This window comes from Levilactobacillus enshiensis, assembly GCF_007115095.1.
Lineage (GTDB): Bacteria > Bacillota > Bacilli > Lactobacillales > Lactobacillaceae > Levilactobacillus > Levilactobacillus enshiensis.
The window spans coordinates 1-17,735 of the sequence record NZ_SULH01000002.1; the positions used below are offsets into that span (position 1 = coordinate 1).

Here is a 17,735-nt window from a genome sequence, read left to right on the forward strand (position 1 = left end):
GGGGGGCTTTTTGGTATAACTGATTTACCATCCGCCCGCATAGCGGGTGGTTTATTGTTTCGCACGCTTTAGCGTGCTCAACCAGGCCTAAAGGCATCAGTTATACGAGACGGTATGGGGCGAGCCCTATCAGGACGCCGAAAATACCCTTAATGTTCATCTCAGCAATCTACGGATTAAACTCAACGCGCTGACAGGGCATGAAAAATACATTGTCTCTGTTTGGGGAATTGGCGTCCGTCTCGTCTAGTGAAGGAGTAGTTCATGTCAATTTTACTTATTATTACTTTACTCATTCTAGTTTTAATCTTGAGTAGTGTTCTCGGCTTTGTCTTAGTTGATTTGCGACATATTACAACTGATCTCGTCTACATCAATACCCACACGACCAACGCGGGCGTTACCAGTAACGTCCACTTTGGTAGCATTCAACGGCTGACCATCGCGATGAACCAGCTTCTGGAAAAGACGCGTCATTTACAGCAAACGGAATATCAGCGTGAACACCATCTGGAACAAATGTTACTGAACCTGACACATGATATTAAGACACCCTTAACCGTGGCCACAGGCTATGTTCAGTTGATTCAGCAACGACCATCTGCTGCAACCCCCACAACTTTGCAACGGGTTTTGGACAACTTATCCTCGGTGAATTACTATCTACGATACCTGATGGATTTCAACTTGGTACGCACTAAGGCCAATCACTTAAACCTGGAATCTGTCAACGTTTCTCGTTTTCTAGAACGCGAACTTTTTAATTTCTTTGACGACTTAACTGCTAAAAGAATTAAGGTGACGCCTAAAATTTCACCTGACCTTTATCTGACTACGGATCAGCTCTTACTACAACGAATCATTCAAAATTTAGTCGGCAACTGGCTAAAGTATGCTGCCGATTCTGCCACCGTTAGTCTCAATAAAGCTGATGAGCAACACCTAAGTCTAATCTTTCGTAATCACACCGCTGAGCGCCTAACGGGGGATGATACCCTCACCGAGCAATTTCGCACGACTAACGTCCACTCCTCACAAAGCCTCGGACTGGGATTAAACATTGTTCGTGCTCTCGTCACCACTCTGGGCGGTAAAATGACGTTAAAAATAGAAGAACAGACCTTTATCGTCACCTTAACCTTTAGAACACGATTGCCAGTCGACTAGCGATCACAGTTTATTTATGGTAACTGATTAAAGTGTATAGGCCTATCAAATGAGCCAATAAGCAGCATCAACTGCCTATTGACTCATTTTTGCGATAAAAAAGCCCACCAACAAGTGGTGAGCTTCCATTCATTAGGCTTCAAGCATCGTCACAAACCGGTGATTCCAAATACCTTCATAAAAGGCAATGGTCTGTTCAGCCGTCATAAATTGATTATCTACAGTGGTCGTTAAACCTGGTGTCATTTGGAGATCGTAGCCAATTCCGTGGGCAACCTTGGTCGTCGTATCGACGCAGTACTCGGTTTGCGCACCGCAAATCTCTAATGACTCAGCGGCAAAGCTGGTTAAGACGCGTCGTAAATTGGTGTGATAGAAAGCATTCGCATGGTTCTTAATAACTACGGGGTCCGCATCGCGATGGTCCAGTTCTGGAATCAGCTCCCAGTCATGGGTTCCTTGAACTAAATCTTCGTCCGTGTGTTGGACAAAGACGATTGGCTTCTTCGCCTTACGGTACGCTGCAATCCGCGCGTTAATTCCCGCAAGCACTTGGGGCATATTTGCAGCCGGCTTGTCACCGTAACAAACACCATTTTGAAGATCAATGACTAATAATACATCTGCCATGTGTTGCTGGCCTCCTTCGAGAATCTTTCAACTTAACTTCTATCATACCCTAGTAAGGGGTTGTCCGAAAGAGACGATTATACTAACCAACGATGTCCGGCCGCTACTTAAACGAATAAGGGTGACCGACCATGTCTATGCCTGGTGAGTTTTAAGCCACTCAGCAAGCGTCAGCATAATTTCTTCACTATCTGGACTATTCGTAACGCTTAAGATTAAGCTTTCACCCTCGTCATCACTAAAAGCTAATATATAACCATTAACTTTTAGAAAGGTTAACCCCGACAAAAGCGCGGTTCGCTTATTTCCATCCACAAAAATATGTTTCTTAGTTATTTTTTGAATAATAAAAGCTGCCTTAAGCCAGACACTAGGGTACAATTCTTTACCAAAAATCACCTGCTGTGGCTGTTCCACGACAATGTCTAATCCTTGTGGGTACTGTATGCCAAAGGAATGGCTCTGAGCACGCCCTAAAACTAATTGATTAAGTGCCACAAATTCTTCTTTGGTTAAAAAAATCATAGGTTTTCCAATCTCTTCATTAAATCAGCGTGATCATCAAAAATATCGTTTGCCGTTTCCAAGATATTAGGTCTGACCGCTTCTACTTTTCTAAAGATAACCTCTTTACCATCAGGTGAAATGATTTTTTCAAACTCAGTATTACCATCGACTTTTAAGAATTCTCGATCTTTTTTTGAAAGACGAAAAGCATACGAATTTCCATTTTTAAACAACTTTACGGATTCATTCAGATTTTCTGGATTAATCATAGATTATCACGCTCCTTCACTTCGTAAGCACATTATACACATATGTACTTACGAAATCCACAGACAAGTTTCTTTAATAATTCTAATTTGACAAGGTATCGTCCTCGTGAAATTCACCAGTCCTATCCGTATACATACCCGCAATGGTAAAAAGTAAAATGAAAATTGCCGCAACTAAGAATGTATCGGTAAACGCCGTTGTTAAATGCGTGTTTTTTGAATTTCTGAGCGTCTGGGTATAACTGGTTACCCGTCGCTCTAAATCCGTATCAGAAAGCCCCGTTTGAATCTGATCTAAGCCGGTTAGAAGGTGGTCACTCTTTTTCAACCCAGTTAATAAGGCCATCTGACCGGCCAATAACTGTTGTTGCCCGGCTAGCAACGACTGGGTGTTGGGAGAAAGTCGTTCAATTTGAGCTTTGAACTGCGATACCGTTTGAACGGTAGGATTCAATCCAACTCGGTACACCGCGATCAGCATCGATAGTAATTGCTGCTTCTGCACGTTTGCCGCTGTCTCTGACGATTGCGACAAAAGCTTTAAGTCATTCTCATAAGTGGCTAATTGCGCGACGCCATTCACGTTACCCTTTATCAATTCAAACAGTAACTGATATTGCGTATCTTGTGAGGAAACAATTGCGGTTCGCATTTTCTTCTGCCCTGAAATCAATCGTTTCAAAGACTGCTGGTAGCGTTTATTTACGTAGCGATAGGCATCCTTGATGGCCTGCGTTCCATTATACAACCGCTTTAAATTGCTATTCTGTGGTTGTCCATTAGCGTATGGTTAACTTTGATCCTTTTTTAAATCCGTCCTTAGTTTCACTTGTAAATCATAAGTCGTTTCAGAATTTAGCGCCTGATTTAAATCCTGTTTTATCGTGGTTGAAAATGGTTTAGGGATTGCTAAACGGGAAATCGCAGTATTAGAATCCCGTTTAATACTACTTTTGGCCAAATTGGTAGTGTGCGTCATCGTTCCGACCAGTAAGGCGATCCCCAGACACGTTCCTAACTGGCGGCTAGCATTAACAATGCCCGATGCCATACCTGCCTTGTCTTGAGGAATGAACTGAACCGCTGAAACGATGGCCAAACACCCTAGGCCAAATCCAGAGCCTAAAATAATCATCATCAAGACCATTGCCAGCCACGAGGTTGACTGACTGAGCCGCGTTAGCATCAATAAACTAATGCCCATCAAAACAATACCAGCAGTAATCAGGGGTTTATAGCCTAATTTTCTTTGTAGTTTTGTTCCTAATGGCATGACGACCATTACCGTGATCGACATAAACATAATCACGTAGGAAGCTTTGAGGGCCGTGTATGCCCGCACATTTTCCAAATAAAAATTAAAGATCAAGGACGAACAGATAATGGCGAAGCCACAAATAAAATAAACCAGGCTCGATGCCGTGAATGTGCTTTCTTTGAATAAGTCAAACTCGATAAATGGCGTCTGCGTATGCTTTTCCCACAAAATAAATAACCCGATGCAAAGGACAGAACCAATCATTAGTCCAATGCTCCACTGGGAAAACCACCCCAGGTCATAACCCTTGATTAAAACATAGGTTAATTGCGCAATTCCGGCCAGAAACAAGCTTAATCCTAAAATGTCGATTCTCTTAGAAATCGTCTGGTCATAAGATTCGTCAAAACAGATCAGCATTAGAATAAATGTCAAAACAACGATGGGGATGTTGATAAAGAAGATATATTTCCATGCAAAATATTGGAGAATAACACCACCGATTGGTGGCCCAGCAGCTGCTGCTACGGCAGTCACAGCACCAATTGTTCCCACCGCATCAGTCGCTTTTTTTCGGCCAAATAAACTCACCGACAACGGAATCATAATTGGCGTCACAATGGCCCCACCAATGCCCTGCATAAATCTAACCGCAATTAGAAAGATCAAGTTCTCGGATAAACCACATAATAACGACCCGATGCCAAATAAAGCTAATCCCAACAGCATGACCTTTTTACGACCAAACTGATCACCAAATTTCGCCGCTGGGATAATAAACACTGACATGGCTAAAACATAGATTGTGCTTATCCAATTAGTAGTTGTGAGGCTCGCGTTAAAGTACTTGGTTATATCGGGCAAGGCAATATTGGTGATTGTTGTATCTAGTGTCACCATAAACATAATCAAGCAAAGGGCACTTAGCCCCAACTTCCCCCGTAATTTTTCTCCCATGAAGAAACGCCCCCTTTAAAACTCATGTTGGACTTTCGCCAAATAATGACGGCACTGACTAGCCGTTTTAGCAGTGACCCCACCAAAGTTCTGCCAAGAACGGGTCTTGATCCCCAACTGCTTAAATGTCCCGTTCAAGAAAACCTTGCGAATGGCATCACCGCAAAATAGCTTTAGATACCAGGTCGGTGAGGTCGACGTGGTTAAAACCTGCACACTTTCTAGCTGCGGCATGTTTCCCCGAATCCCACGTTTGCCGGCGAAGTAAAACAGGTTTCGCTTAAATACCACGTCCACGAACCCCTTCACAATCGCCGGAACGTCATTCCACCAGATTGGACAAATAAAGATAAGCCGCTCGCAATGACGTAACTGCGTTTCATAGTTTTTAACCAACGGATCCAACGTTTTCCCTTGACGGTATAAATGGTATTCATCAGCCGTATATTGGCCATTAAAGTGATCTGCGTACAGATTCAAGACGTTAAAAGAAATACCCGCTTGAGCCAATCGGGTCTCCACAGCCAGCAAAATAGCATGATTCAAACTCGTTTCTTGCGGATGAGCGTACACAATGACAGTATTAGTCATCAGAGATTCCCCCTCGTCAATCTTTCTTCTTACCTATACTTCTAAAGAAGCGCATCAACAACGCTATTCAGCGTCCTTACTTAGATAATCATGCCGCTTCCTAAACAGAAAGACCGTCAATAATAGGATACCTGTAAATGGCATGGCCATTCGATACGGCCGCATAAAAGCTTGGGTCAGTTGGCGTTTGGTCTCATGCCTAATTGTCGCCACCTCGGTTGTCAACAGCCGGTTATCACGAGTCACCTGTTGCGTTACTGACTGGCTGACGCGTTGATAAACGGCTTGTTTGACTGGGGCTGGGGCCTTCATGAGCTGATGCTGCTGTAGGGTTTGCTGATAGGTTGATTGAATCAATTTCCGGGTTTTAGCTTTGCCAATAAATGTGGTCCGTTCATGCTGAGGCGTTTGCTCTGTCGCTAATTGAGACTTAACCTGCGTTAACGTATCACTTTTTACTTTGGCGGTAACGGGCAACGCCTCAACGCTATTCTGTGAATACAGCCAAATGTTGGTCTTGGAAGTAACTAAGTTAGCAGATAACGCCGACACAAAGATAGCGACCGCTAAAGATGTCCCTATTTGCCGGAAAACCCCAATGACACTTTGTGATGCCGTTAATAGATTACCCGTAAACTTGCCAGCCGCTAATACCGTAATGGGCCCGATTACGACACCGTAACCCGTACCAACTAACAGTGCCGCTAAACAGACCTGCCAATAAATATTGGGATTCATCCAGCTCATCGCGACGTAACCCCCAATCATGGACAAGCTTCCCAGCGAAATAACCATGCGCGGACCCACTTTGCCCAAGATCCAACCACTAATTGGTGACCAGATAAAAATCATCAATGATGCCGGGGTGATCATCAGCGCGGCTAACAACTCCCCTTTATTTTGAACTTTAGTAAAGAAGCTTGGCATCAAGACTAACAAGGCGACTAGAAAGATGCCCGACATGATCGTGACAATAGCTGAACCGACAAACTGCTTGTCCTTAAATAGCGCTAAGGGCACCATCGGCTGTTGGACATGACTTTCGACCACAATAAAACCAATTAGTGAAAGCACGCTCAGTAAGATCAACCCCAAGCATTGCTCACTCGTCCAGCCCCAGTCATTTCCCTTAACTAAGAATAAGGTCAAACTAAACAGCATTGTCATGGACAAAATCGTCCCACCCATATCTAAACGTTCCTTTTGCTGATGGCTTTCGTGTCGATCAAATAGTCGCCAACAAAGCACTAATGATAGTAAGGCAAACGGTACATTGATCAAGAAGATTCCTCGCCAGCTAAAGAACTGTGTCACCACTCCGCCAATTGTCGGCCCCATTGCGGCAGCCAGACCTTGTGTCACGCCTAGTGTTGCGATGGCACTGGTTCTTTTCGCCAGCGGTACGCTCTGAATTCCAATGGTCATACTTGCTGGGAAAACAATCGCTGCGCCCAAGCTTTGAATTCCGCGACCGACGATCAGCCAAGCCACACTGCCAGCCAATCCAGAAAATAGTGAACCCAGCAAGAATAAGCTGAGCCCCAGCAGGTAGAAGCGCTGCCGACCATAAATGTCCGCCAACCGGCCCAGCGGAATCGTTAACGTCGCAAATAGAATGGTATACAGGTTGAGCGCCCAGGATAATTGTTCTAGGCTGGTTGACAGGCCCGTTTGAATTGCCGGTAACGCAATGTTCATCACCGTTGTATCCAGAATACAGAGAAAAATCCCAATGGCCATTGTGCCAACTAACGCTGTTGTCTTTTTCATCATAAACTCCCCCTCTTCAAGCGTTATCGTTAGTTTATGCGCGTCGATCACGATAAACTAGATTTGGGTTACAGAAAGGGGGATGTTGTAACCGATGAATCCGCATGATCGCAAACAGCAAAACTTAGAAACCATCTATCGCGCGTTATTGGAGCTAATGATGGCTAAACCATTAGCGACGATTTCAATCACTGAGCTCTGCCAACGCGCGCACGTCTCACGAACTTATTTTTACCGTCACTATCAAAACTTTGATCAAATTATTACTGCCTACCAAACGCAGAATATGCTGCATTACTTACGACGATTACCCAGAACAGACCAGGTCACGCTCCCTGAGCTGATGACCCATTATTTTGAGCACACCAAAGCAGAAGCTGAAACTTATCAGCTCCTGATCAAAAATAATAAGCTGGACGTTTTAGTTCAAACCTTCCAAACTGTTTTTAAACTACTCATCAAGCAGGACCGCATTGGCGGACACGGCCCCAATATAACCAATCCTTACTACCTCTTATTTTTCTCGGGTGGCGTAATCAATATCGCTGCCAACTGGGTGAGCAATGGCTGTGTTGAATCCCCGCAGTATTTAGGACAGATGATCGCTCACTTTGCATTAAGCCCTTCAAACTAGCAGGTAAGACAGATGAAGGCGACCACACAGAATGGTCGCCTTCATTTTTTTATTTATAAAATTCGTATGTAGCCGCACCACCTTTGATATGACGGCCAGTGTACGCTTCCTCATTCCGTGTGCTTTCGGTGCAGATTATGGTATGCTATCTCCAACCTATTTTCACCGCTTACCAAGAATAAAGTAATTTATAAAGCAGCCACGTTTATTTTAACTATACGATGAGGAGTCGGAATCTAATATGAATTATGTCTTTGATGTTGACGGTACGCTAAGCTTTAACGGCACAAGCATCTCAGCCGAGATTACAGCAGGTCTAAAAGTCTTAGAAAAACACGGTCATCACTTAATCTTTGCTTCCGCTCGTCCGATAAGGGATTTACTCCCCATTGTTCCTGAATTTCGGCACAATCTGCTAATTGGCGCGAATGGCGCTATCGTCTCACAGGCTGATACGATTAAGGTTATGACTCCAATTGCTATACCAGATAGGGATTATCTGAAAACCTTAATCACCCACTATAATTTAGAGTATGTGGTCGATGGCGATTGGAATTATGCCGCGCACGTTTCACCGGATAATTTGATCACAAAGCAACTCGATTCAGACCATCTCGCCCATAACGTTCCCTTGGAACAGATCACAACAGCCATTAAAGTAATCCTCTTAGGGATGGCTGATCAACAGTTGGAAAAAATTGTGCGACTGGTCACTGACCATACGAACCTAGAACTTGTGCAGCACGTTGGCGAAGGTAACCTAGATCTGACTGCACGAAACATTAATAAGGCTAATACGTTAGCCTTATTAGGAATTCATGATTACATCGCCTTTGGTAACGATATGAATGACGTCAAGATGCTCTCACAGGCCGCCACTAGTTTTTGGGTGGACAGCAAGTCGGAGCTACTCGAACAAGCTGGATCTTTTGCTCGTACGATCGTAGCCCCTAATCAAGTTGCGGCGGTAATCCGTCAATTAGGCTAGTCACCGCAAGGCACCTTGGTTTCTGTCAAGCTTAGTGAGCATTATCCGATGATTCTGCTGTTTTCATCTGTTGGTATACTGCCATCTTATGATGAATGAAATCTAAATAATCCTGAGTCTGCTGGGCTTGTTGTTGCAATCTTTTTTCCTGAACTTTCAGTAAGTTCAGTCGCTCATCAATCGTTGCGTTTCCCTGTGATTGGAGCTCAGAGTAACACTTAATCTCACGGATTGGCATACCAGTCTGCTTAAGCCGTTTAAGAAAGTCCACCCACTTCAAATCATGCTCATCGTAAACGCGGTGATTTCCTAAAGTTCGTTTGGGTTTCAGAAATCCTTCTTTCTCGTAATAACGCAGTGTATCAATTGATAAGCCCACCCTTTGCGAAAATTCTCCAATTTCCATCGCATCTGACCTCCCGACTGAATGCTTATACTTGACCTGGAGTAAACTTCAGGTTCTAAGCTTAGCACATCCTAATTGGAAGGACTGATTCTATGAATCGATTAGAAAAAGGAAAAAACTTATTGAATCAAGTGGATGCTGCAGCTGCTGACGCCGTCATGACAAATCTAAAAGATATCTCGCCCGATATCGGTCAGTATATTCTGGAGTTTGCCTTTGGTGATATCTATACACGTCCGGGCCTCACCTTACAGCAAAGAGAACTCGTCACAATCACCGCACTGTTAGTACAAGGAGACACTAGCAGCCAATTAACGGTACACCTCAATGGGTGTCTCAACGTTGGACTAACGCCCAAAGAAATTATTGAGACGTGTATTCACTGCATTCCGTATATTGGATTTCCACGCGTTTTAAACGCCATCGCCGTTGTTCAGCAGGTCTTTGTTTCACGGCATATTACGGTCTAAGCAACCGGATATTAAAAATGCCACTGGCAGATTTTCCTTTTCTAGACTTTTATGTTAAATCCAGTTATACTAACTTTAATCTAATTGGTTGGGAGGGATATTTTATGGAAACCACTATTCGTAAAATCGGCAATTCCGTTGGTGCCATCATTCCCAGTGAGCTTAAAGCCCAAGCTGGTGATAAATATAAGATTGTTAAAATCGGTGATACCCTTGTCCTGACCCCTATACGTGATGACTTATTTTCTAATAAAAATGACTGGGTTGGGTTTCGCGATAGTATTTCTAAAACTGATCGTGAATGGGACGAGGTAGATAACTAATGTACAATCCTGCACAGACAGACCTAGTTTACATCAATTTTGATCCATCCCTTGGTCATGAAATTCAAAAACGCCGTCCCGGCTTAGTCGTCAGCAAAACAATTTTTAATCAGCTAACCGGATTCTGTCTGATTTGTCCGATTACCAGTACACAGCGGGCATTTGGCACGTACATCACGATTGAACAGCCACGACAAATAAAAGGTGAAGTGGTCACTCATCTGATACGATCCATGGATTTCGAAAAAAGAAAATTACAATTCGTTGAAAAGTGCGATCCCGTTACTTGGGCGCGCGTTATCGCAACCATTGATCAATTCATTTAAAAGTTCCCTGTTTAAAACAAGGCTCCCAACGATCATTAATCGCTAGGGGCCTTATTTCTGTATTCTTGAGCGTGCCCTATGCTGTCCTAATGCGTACAGGTCATAAAATCAGTAATCAGAGATTGGTTTGCTTATGCCAACATCTGATTAAACAACGACTGGGTCCTTCCGGTGAGCATAAAAGTAGGCCAACGTCCCCGCACTAAAAAATCCGACCATTCCTACTAGAATCCAGATACTCTCGGTAATTGAACCACCAAGTGATATCGTATGCCGCAACCCAGTCATGGCCACAGTCATCGGTAGGTAAGCATGCACGGCGCGATAAAGCGGATTGGTAAGCTCGATTGGATACGTTCCACCCGAAGCACCAATCTGAAAGAGCATAAACATGAGCATGAGCCAAGCACCGGTTAGCCCAAACCATAGTCGGAAAAAGGTGACCAGACTGAAGAACGCTAGGACAATCAGTAAGCTTAACAGATATGTCTTCCCCGGTTCTAATGGTCGTAATCCGATTACATACCGCACACTTAGCCACATGGCAGAAGCCGCTAACAGGACAAATTCCCAGAGAAACCCCATTTTGTCTAACCACGCCCGGACAAAGTTGCGGTACTCACCATGACGTTGACGGGCGTCGTAAATAATGTTGAGCGTGATGCAGCCCACGAATAGCGAAATCGCCATAAAGTAGGGAGCCATGCCAGTACCGTTATTGGCAACTGAAATGACATCATGTTGCACTAACTTTACCGGCATTGCCAGTTGCCGTAACTGATCTGGGCGACGCACCTCACTAAGCTGTTCACCACCACGTGTCAATCCCCCACTAATCTTCTGTGTGGCCGTAGCAATTTGCGTGGCCGGTAAGCCCGCCGCACTAGCCCGACTCAACTGTCCTAGCTGTTTAGCCGTCACCGTCAACTGTTGGCCTGCCTTGAGCGCCGCCTGCTGACTAACTTGCAATTCGGTCTGAATGGTCGTTTGGTTCAACTCTGCTTGTAGTTTCTGCATGGCAGTAGCGCCCATCTTCGAAGCCACCGTACTCTGGCCCGCATTGGTGTCATACGTCACTTTTAATTGCTGTGGCGCCGTTGCCAGCTGACTTAGTTTCGTTGAAGCATTTGCCGGGATTTTTAAAACTAAAAATAATTGGCCTGCTTTCAATTCACGTTGTGCCCGTCGCAATGTCATTCGTTGAAAGTGCAACGTCTTGCTAGCGACTAACTTTTGCGAGACGGACTTCCCCCAATCCAATGTCCGCGTTCCCTGGTCTTGATCGACCACTGCCATTGGCAACCGATGAAATTCACCATAGGGGTCCCAGACCGATGCCAACAATAGACTCGCGTAAAATAGTGGGACCACCAGAATTCCCAGCAAAATTCGCCAAAGCGTCGGATGCTGTTTTAGATACAACCATTCATGAGACTTCATTTTTCATTTCCCCCTTTTTATCGAATGAACGAATCATTCATTCGATTGCTGCCCAGTTTAAACACACCGAACAAAAGGTCAATTTTTGCCAGTTGTTTCATGTGCTTTGGGCTGGTTAGCTAATTAAGGGGCTCACTGATAACTACGCCGCAACATTTCTCGCACCACCGTCAGCATCTGTTCATCATCATTGCGCGCCATCTCCGTTTCAAAACTATCATAGCGTTTGTGGGCACACCACCAGAATACAAGGTCCACGATAACGATGCCGTTGCATTGTGGATTCGCGATTTCTGATTGCTGGCGTTGGATAAAATCGCCCACCCGCTGATAGATAGCTTGGCGCTGTTCGCGATAAAGTGCCGTCAAGGCTGGATTGACAGTTGGATTGTGCTCCAAGATTAAAAAGTAACGGCCATACCTTTTAAAAGCCGTAAACAAAGCAGTCAGTAGCCGATCAAAGTCGGCTGTTTGCTGCTTTGCTAGTTGACGATTCCAGTCGGCATAGGCAGACTCTGTTCGCCGAACCAAGTCACGGGGATCCATCGGCTGGATAGGATAAGTTGTTGGGGACATACCTGTCGTTGTCGGTAAGGTCGTTAGAAAGACATAATCTAACAGGGCTTCTTTCCCACTGAAAAGACGATATAAGGTGCCAACTGCCACCTGAGCCCGTTGCGCAATCATTTGCATCTGCGTTTCGTGATACCCTGGTTGAATGAATAGTTCACTCGCCGCTGCATAAATCCGTTGCAACTTTTCTTCATCAGTCATTGGAGACCAACTCCTCTCAGTCTCCATTAAACCCTAAATGATAGCGAAATGCTGACATCACCATGCCGATGCGATAGCAACTTTACAAACAAATATTTGTATACTGCAAAAAGGATAACTATGGGGATTTAATAAAAGGAGTGATACTTAACATTGTATGATACAAGCATTTTTCGCTACTTTTCTTCAATGATTTCTAGAGAAACAAACTATGAGTAACCGCTGATCCACGACTATTTCTTCCCCTCAAAAAGGGCGAACTGATGCCGGATTATTAAAATCAAAATAACCTTTGATCAATTCATTTAGAATGATTAAAACCAACGCAACTCTGGTCAACGTTGCTATGACAACACTTACGCGTCCTTGCGAAACTAGTAGTTGCGCGAATTCTCCTCTCTATTTGCGGAATGGCGGCCATCTATTGCTTGTAGGCAACTAGCAAATTGAGCAACAGTAGAACTAATCAAGACACACAAGTAATTTACGCTTAGGAGGAAAACGATATGCTCGTCGTTCAAAACGTCAATACTTATATTGGCCGCAAACAAATCATCACAGACGCCAGTTTTAAGATTCATCCAGGAAATATCATTGGTTTGATTGGACCCAATGGCGCTGGCAAAACAACCCTGATGAAGACAATTCTAGGCCTCACTAAATTTGATGGTCAGATTCAGCTCGATCAGGTCCCGGTCACAGAAAATCAACACGCCGCATTAGCTCAGGTCGGAGCCTTGATTGAGCACCCCGCAATCTACCCCTTCCTAACCGGTCAACAGAATCTAGCCCTGTATGCGCGCGACTCGGCAGCTTGTCAACGTCTCATCTCCGAGTTAAACATGACGACCTATATTCACGACCCAGCCAAGGGGTACTCCTTGGGCATGAAACAGAAACTAGGCATTGCCATTGCCCTCTTGAATAACCCGCAACTCGTCATTCTTGATGAACCGATGAATGGCCTCGACGTCGAGGCGACGATTGGTGTTCGTCAACTGATTCGCCAATACGCTGCCCAAGGAACAGCCTTTCTAATTTCCAGTCACATTCTGAGCGAACTGCAAAAAGTGATGACCCAAGTCATACTCATCAATCACGGGCAAGTCATCGTTGATCAGCCCATCGCAGAGTTTGAACGCCTGCGTCATCAAGCTTATCAATTACGCACAGAAGATTCTCAGCTAACTGTAGAAAGCTTAACGAAGAACCGGATTCACTACGTTTTAGATGGTGACACATTCCGGATTAATTCCGAGAATATCTTTGAAATTCAAGACATTCTTACCGCACAACACGTGCACCTGAAAGAATTAGCGCCAATTTCTAGCAATTTTGAGCAAATTGTCGTTCAGCTTTTGAACCAGCAGCGGGGTGACCATCATGATGACTAGCTTGCGCGCAGAACTGTTTAAGTTTAGTCATCAAAAATCGGCCGTGGCTGGCATTCTCACCCTGATTTTATTGATGGCCTACAGCGTCTTAACGACTAAAACGGATACGACCCAAGTCATCTTTGAGTTTGGGGCCGTTCAGTGGATTCCGATCATTATGATTGCCATTGGCTCAACCTTTTTTGCCATGGAATATCAAAACCGGACGATCTTGATTCTGCTTTATAAAAATACAAGCCGCTGGCAAATTTACTTGGCAAAATTGGCGGTTGTTTGGCTATACAGCGTCGTCTTGACGCTCATCGCCACACTTTTGACGATTGTCTTTAAATCATTTCTTTTCAGGACGCCGTGGTCCGCATTAATCATCAATCATCAGACGCAACTTGATTTGCTCATGGGTAATGTCATGGGCACACTGATCTACGCGCTATTCATCGTGACCCTGTCGTTCATGCTGATTATGCTACTGAAACTCAACGCAGCGGTGATTGGGGTAGGACTCGCGTTAGGCTTTCTTGGTGCTGGCATTTCAGTTGCACTCATGAAATCTTTTACGTCTTTAATCCCCATCCTGCGCTGGAACCCACTAAATATGATTTTCGTCACCCAACAACTGGCCAACCCGCCATACACGGCCGTCTCGCATTTAAGTTCACTTGAAATCATCGGGGGCAACTTGATTTACGCCGCCATTTTCATCTTTTTAGGCTATGCCTTATTTAAGAATCGGCGCATCTAATCTAGCTAAGGAGAGGACATTTAAAATGGCTTTTAGTCTTTATCAAGAATTCTATAAACTCAATCATCGGAAACTAACTTGGCTGGCACCGCTCGTCTTACTCATCCTCATGATTTTAACTGGTCTATCAATTGGGTATAATGAAAGTAAGCTGCTCATGGCGACCTGCTATAATGCCCCTGACTGGATAATGCTCATCCTAGTCGTCATTGGGGCCACGACCTTTTCCATGGAGTTCCAGAACAACGCGATTCTAACGTTGCTCTATAAATCACCTAATAAGGCGTTAGTCTACTTATCAAAGTATATCGTTATTCTGGCTTATAACCTCTGGCTCCACCTGCTTGCCATGCTATTTACGTTGGGGCTCCATACAATTCCCATGAATCGGTCGGTGTCCTGGTCCGCCATTTACCTGTACCAACAACCGCTTTGGGAAAACATGCTGAAAACCGTTGCAATTGATGTACTCACGACAACTTTTATTATCAGTCTAATCTTTCTGCTCTCTTGCCTAATCAACAGCAATGCTGTCGTCATTAGCGTCAGTCTACTGATGGTGTTCATGGGGCAGTTTGTCTCTGCCAACTTACTAAACGCTGAAAAGTTCACGCAAGTTCTGCGTTGGAACCCGTTTAACATGACGAATCTAACCCGCCAATATTATAACTACACCACCTACTTCGATACCAGCCACCTCCTTAATCAGCAATTATTGCAGGGAGCCCTCAGTTACACGTTGCTTTTCATCGTCGTTGGCTACCTTATTTTTAGAAAAAAACGTTTTTAACCGCTCAGGAGGATGCAACCATGAATAAGTTTCCCGCACAGCTCAGAAAAATTCGTAAAGAACAAAATACCACGCAAGATGATTTGGCGAGCCAACTTTTCGTCACCCGGCAGGCAATTTCAAAATGGGAATCTGGTGATTCAACGCCAGACTTGAACAATCTCATTAAACTAACGGATATCTTCAACGTCAGTCTAGACACCTTGGTCTTTGGTGCCGAGCACGAGACTAAGGTCGATCCATCCGAATTCGTTTTCGACCCCAAGCACAACCGCTACGTTCGCCGCTTGGGTAAGATGAACTTCTGGGACTTCTTGGCTGGCTATTGGTGGGCAGTCCTCGCAATTGTTTTCGTGATTGGTTTCTTTTCCCTTTTCTGGTCCGGTCGGTAAACCTCACCAGGTAAAAGTGATTGCGCCGGCTGTAGGATCCTATAAGCCTTTTCAATTTATTTAAAATGCGCACACTAAAACAAGACTACCTAACAATTAATGTGTCAATCGTTAGGTAGCCTTGTTTTATGATCTACTGATTGCAGTCTTAGTAAAATTCTAGAAAATAGTTTTGATTTAAAAAGTTAAACGCCTAGCCGCGTCTTAAGGGCCTCCGTTACGACTTGAGAAACATTGATTTTTTGTTCTTTAGCCATCTCATTTAAATATTCTGGAATCGTAACATTTTTACGCACCGTTTTTGAATACTTAATACGAAACGCTGCCAAGTCAACAGAAATATAAACTAGAGCTTCTCCAGTTTCTAACTTGATACTCTCTGGGTTGGAAGGTTGTGGGTACGTCGACTGATCCGCCAACAAGTTGCCAATCAAATCCTCAGCCATCGTCACAGCATCCAACGGATCATTGCCCTGCGTAAATCCACCTTGTAGGTCAGGAACATGAACGAGTGTATAGTCCCCATCCTGACTAAAAATAGCGGGATAAATAACCATATCCTTTTCCATCGTATCGACCTCTTCTTTACTCAAAACTTTTTCAACAGTTTAACCATTGGCGTGGCTTCATCGGCATCCAAATCATACACACTGAATGTGCATATGACAAGCGAGCAGCATTCCTATTTTTTCTATAATTGCCTCCCCTGTCTCCTCTTTGCACCCGCAATCGCAACTGCCATCCGCCGATTTGCCCGCTGAATAACTTTACCATGACCGACCATCAAATACTGAACCGGCAGCTGATTCAAGCGTTCAGCACTTTTAATCGCCGTTGATAAGCTCCAAGTCGCTGCTGCTGAGAATGGAAACCGCCAACGCTTATCACCGGCCACTGCCAATCCACCCTGAACCACGAACGCGTCACCCGCCAATAGTGCTTGTGAACTCGCCTGATAAAAGGCCATGGAACCTGGCGTGTGACCGGGTACCAGGTAAGCCGTCAACGAGCCAACGTGATCACCCGCAGTCAGTAGTTTATCTGGCTCGGTTTCAACTTGAATCGTCCCACCCTTAATTTCTGTTTGATCTTCCAGCGCTTCTAAATTCAAATCACCAGCGAGTATTCTGGCATCACGCGTAGAGATGTAAACCCACGCTTGTGGAAATTCCGCTTTGACTGCATCTAATGATCCCACGTGGTCGACGTGCGCGTGAGTCAGTATAATTCGGGTCAGCGGTTTTTTTAGCCGTTTGATGGCCTTTAGAATACCTTTCGTGCAAAATGACATGCCCGTATCCACCAGCATCAGTTCCCTTCCCTCATCAACTAGGTAGCAATTGATGGGAAAGAGACGAGGTAAAAAGGTTAGCTGATAAATATGACCAAACTGTTTCGTCTTCATAGGTGCCCCTCCTCCAGGCCGTCCCCAATATGGGCCACAATGGCGTTCAAACCAACCACAACACCGTACATAATTCCCAAACGAACAGATATCTGGGTGATGAGCAGGTAATCACACCAGCCAAAAATGATGATTTCAATCGCTATTCGTCCAAGTAGTCCAGCTCGATGCGGCGATAAGGGGGCCATATACGTAGCCCAAACCACATAAACAATAATCGGAACTAGAATTCCTAGTAGTAAACCAACCGGCAACTTATATTTTGATAAACCTAAAAAAGTTATGATCATCAGTGTCACTAGCTCTATAAAGAATCGCAACAGCGCATTAATTTGAAAAAAACTAGTCATTCGATTCACCCTCCAGTTTACGAAAAATTTGCGTCAAGTCCATACACAACCACCTGATTGTCATTACCTTAACATGGGTGTTCACCCCCAGCTCAAGGGCTTTTCTCGTCGATTGACCGCTTTTTGTCCTAACTAACGTCCATGCCCCCATA

Annotated in this window: 23 protein-coding genes and 1 pseudogene; 11 read left to right on the forward strand and 13 right to left on the reverse strand. The window is 44.4% G+C overall.

All coding sequences use genetic code 11. The annotated features are described in order from the left end of the window. Positions 1-91: 91 nt before the first annotated feature. Both FAY32_RS02545 and FAY32_RS02550 read left to right on the forward strand, forming a co-directional pair. Positions 92-250: pseudogene (locus FAY32_RS02545) on the forward strand (winged helix-turn-helix domain-containing protein); the annotation flags it as partial. Between the two features lie 14 nt (positions 251-264). Then, entirely contained in the window at positions 265-1,167 is a 903-nt protein-coding gene (locus FAY32_RS02550) for a sensor histidine kinase (protein WP_143461908.1), read from the forward strand. A gap of 132 nt (positions 1,168-1,299) precedes the next feature. On the opposite strand, the gene FAY32_RS02555 is transcribed toward FAY32_RS02550, so the two are convergent. The 7 genes from FAY32_RS02555 to FAY32_RS02585 form a co-directional block, all read right to left on the reverse strand. Next, positions 1,300-1,797, reverse strand: a complete 498-nt coding sequence (locus FAY32_RS02555; RefSeq protein ID WP_057732504.1) for a cysteine hydrolase family protein — start codon at positions 1,795-1,797, stop codon at positions 1,300-1,302. A 135-nt stretch (positions 1,798-1,932) separates the two neighbouring features. Continuing rightward, the gene (locus FAY32_RS02560) at positions 1,933-2,322 is read right to left on the reverse strand and encodes a type II toxin-antitoxin system death-on-curing family toxin (protein ID WP_057732502.1); all 390 of its coding nucleotides are present in this window, start codon (positions 2,320-2,322) and stop codon (positions 1,933-1,935) included. Next, positions 2,319-2,573, reverse strand: a complete 255-nt coding sequence (locus FAY32_RS02565; protein WP_143461909.1) for an AbrB family transcriptional regulator — start codon at positions 2,571-2,573, stop codon at positions 2,319-2,321. Before FAY32_RS02565 ends, FAY32_RS02560 begins: the two co-directional genes overlap by 4 nt. An 82-nt stretch (positions 2,574-2,655) precedes the next feature. Then, complete coding sequence (locus FAY32_RS02570; RefSeq protein ID WP_143461910.1) at positions 2,656-3,321, reverse strand: Rossmann-fold NAD(P)-binding domain-containing protein; 666 nt, start codon at positions 3,319-3,321, stop codon at positions 2,656-2,658. A 42-nt stretch (positions 3,322-3,363) separates the two neighbouring features. Continuing rightward, entirely contained in the window at positions 3,364-4,788 is a 1,425-nt protein-coding gene (locus FAY32_RS02575; RefSeq protein WP_143461911.1) for an MFS transporter, read from the reverse strand. Between the two features lie 15 nt (positions 4,789-4,803). Continuing rightward, positions 4,804-5,379: an NAD(P)H-dependent oxidoreductase gene (locus FAY32_RS02580; protein ID WP_143461912.1), complete on the reverse strand. Its 576-nt coding sequence runs from the start codon at positions 5,377-5,379 to the stop codon at positions 4,804-4,806. Between the two features lie 63 nt (positions 5,380-5,442). After that, entirely contained in the window at positions 5,443-7,152 is a 1,710-nt protein-coding gene (locus tag FAY32_RS02585; RefSeq protein WP_191988137.1) for an MFS transporter, read from the reverse strand. A gap of 91 nt (positions 7,153-7,243) precedes the next feature. Here FAY32_RS02585 and FAY32_RS02590 point away from each other — a divergent pair, with 91 nt between their 5' ends. Both FAY32_RS02590 and FAY32_RS02595 read left to right on the forward strand, forming a co-directional pair. Then, a complete protein-coding gene (locus FAY32_RS02590; RefSeq protein WP_143461914.1) occupies positions 7,244-7,783 on the forward strand; it encodes a TetR/AcrR family transcriptional regulator in 540 nt (179 codons plus the stop codon). A gap of 241 nt (positions 7,784-8,024) precedes the next feature. Next, the gene (locus FAY32_RS02595; RefSeq protein ID WP_143461915.1) at positions 8,025-8,771 is read left to right on the forward strand and encodes an HAD hydrolase family protein; all 747 of its coding nucleotides are present in this window, start codon (positions 8,025-8,027) and stop codon (positions 8,769-8,771) included. Positions 8,772-8,802: 31 nt separating this feature from the next. Here the strand turns inward: FAY32_RS02595 and FAY32_RS02600 are convergent, their stop codons facing one another. Beyond that, the gene (locus FAY32_RS02600; protein ID WP_143461916.1) at positions 8,803-9,177 is read right to left on the reverse strand and encodes a MerR family transcriptional regulator; all 375 of its coding nucleotides are present in this window, start codon (positions 9,175-9,177) and stop codon (positions 8,803-8,805) included. A 92-nt stretch (positions 9,178-9,269) separates the two neighbouring features. On the opposite strand from FAY32_RS02600, the gene FAY32_RS02605 reads away from it, so the two are divergent. The 3 genes from FAY32_RS02605 (at position 9,270) to FAY32_RS02615 (ending at position 10,296) form a co-directional block, all read left to right on the forward strand. Next, positions 9,270-9,647 (forward strand): carboxymuconolactone decarboxylase family protein, encoded by a 378-nt coding sequence (locus FAY32_RS02605; RefSeq protein WP_143461917.1) that lies wholly within the window; start codon positions 9,270-9,272, stop codon positions 9,645-9,647. Positions 9,648-9,751: 104 nt separating this feature from the next. Then, positions 9,752-9,970 (forward strand): AbrB/MazE/SpoVT family DNA-binding domain-containing protein, encoded by a 219-nt coding sequence (locus tag FAY32_RS02610; RefSeq protein WP_143461918.1) that lies wholly within the window; start codon positions 9,752-9,754, stop codon positions 9,968-9,970. Further along, positions 9,970-10,296: a type II toxin-antitoxin system PemK/MazF family toxin gene (locus tag FAY32_RS02615; RefSeq protein ID WP_143461919.1), complete on the forward strand. Its 327-nt coding sequence runs from the start codon at positions 9,970-9,972 to the stop codon at positions 10,294-10,296. The genes FAY32_RS02610 and FAY32_RS02615 overlap by 1 nt, the downstream gene beginning before the upstream one ends. A gap of 147 nt (positions 10,297-10,443) precedes the next feature. Here FAY32_RS02615 and FAY32_RS02620 read toward each other — a convergent pair whose 3' ends face one another. Together FAY32_RS02620 and FAY32_RS02625 are read right to left on the reverse strand one after the other, a co-directional pair. Beyond that, positions 10,444-11,736: a YhgE/Pip domain-containing protein gene (locus FAY32_RS02620; protein ID WP_143461920.1), complete on the reverse strand. Its 1,293-nt coding sequence runs from the start codon at positions 11,734-11,736 to the stop codon at positions 10,444-10,446. Positions 11,737-11,868: 132 nt separating this feature from the next. Continuing rightward, positions 11,869-12,510 carry a TetR/AcrR family transcriptional regulator gene (locus tag FAY32_RS02625; protein WP_143461921.1) on the reverse strand — a complete coding sequence of 214 codons (642 nt, stop codon included), beginning with the start codon at positions 12,508-12,510 and terminating at the stop codon, positions 11,869-11,871. 506 nt (positions 12,511-13,016) lie between these two features. Here FAY32_RS02625 and FAY32_RS02630 point away from each other — a divergent pair. From FAY32_RS02630 to FAY32_RS02645, 4 genes are read left to right on the forward strand one after another with little or no spacing between them, the layout of a single operon-like run. Continuing rightward, positions 13,017-13,904: an ABC transporter ATP-binding protein gene (locus tag FAY32_RS02630; RefSeq protein ID WP_143461922.1), complete on the forward strand. Its 888-nt coding sequence runs from the start codon at positions 13,017-13,019 to the stop codon at positions 13,902-13,904. Continuing rightward, complete coding sequence (locus FAY32_RS02635) at positions 13,894-14,646, forward strand: ABC transporter permease (protein ID WP_143461923.1); 753 nt, start codon at positions 13,894-13,896, stop codon at positions 14,644-14,646. Before FAY32_RS02630 ends, FAY32_RS02635 begins: the two co-directional genes overlap by 11 nt. A gap of 25 nt (positions 14,647-14,671) precedes the next feature. Next, entirely contained in the window at positions 14,672-15,436 is a 765-nt protein-coding gene (locus tag FAY32_RS02640) for an ABC transporter permease (protein WP_143461924.1), read from the forward strand. Between the two features lie 20 nt (positions 15,437-15,456). Further along, positions 15,457-15,828, forward strand: coding sequence for a helix-turn-helix domain-containing protein (locus FAY32_RS02645; protein ID WP_143461925.1), 372 nt, complete (start codon positions 15,457-15,459; stop codon positions 15,826-15,828). Between the two features lie 185 nt (positions 15,829-16,013). Here the strand turns inward: FAY32_RS02645 and FAY32_RS02650 are convergent, their stop codons facing one another. The 3 genes from FAY32_RS02650 to FAY32_RS02660 all read right to left on the reverse strand — a co-directional run bounded on the left by FAY32_RS02650 (position 16,014) and on the right by FAY32_RS02660 (position 17,583). Then, on the reverse strand, positions 16,014-16,397 hold the full coding sequence (locus tag FAY32_RS02650) for a type II toxin-antitoxin system HicB family antitoxin (protein ID WP_143462131.1): 384 nt from the start codon (positions 16,395-16,397) through the stop codon (positions 16,014-16,016). 122 nt (positions 16,398-16,519) lie between these two features. Continuing rightward, positions 16,520-17,233, reverse strand: coding sequence for an MBL fold metallo-hydrolase (locus FAY32_RS02655; protein WP_143461926.1), 714 nt, complete (start codon positions 17,231-17,233; stop codon positions 16,520-16,522). Beyond that, complete coding sequence (locus FAY32_RS02660; RefSeq protein WP_143461927.1) at positions 17,230-17,583, reverse strand: YrdB family protein; 354 nt, start codon at positions 17,581-17,583, stop codon at positions 17,230-17,232. The genes FAY32_RS02655 and FAY32_RS02660 overlap by 4 nt, the downstream gene beginning before the upstream one ends. Positions 17,584-17,735 lie beyond the last annotated feature (152 nt).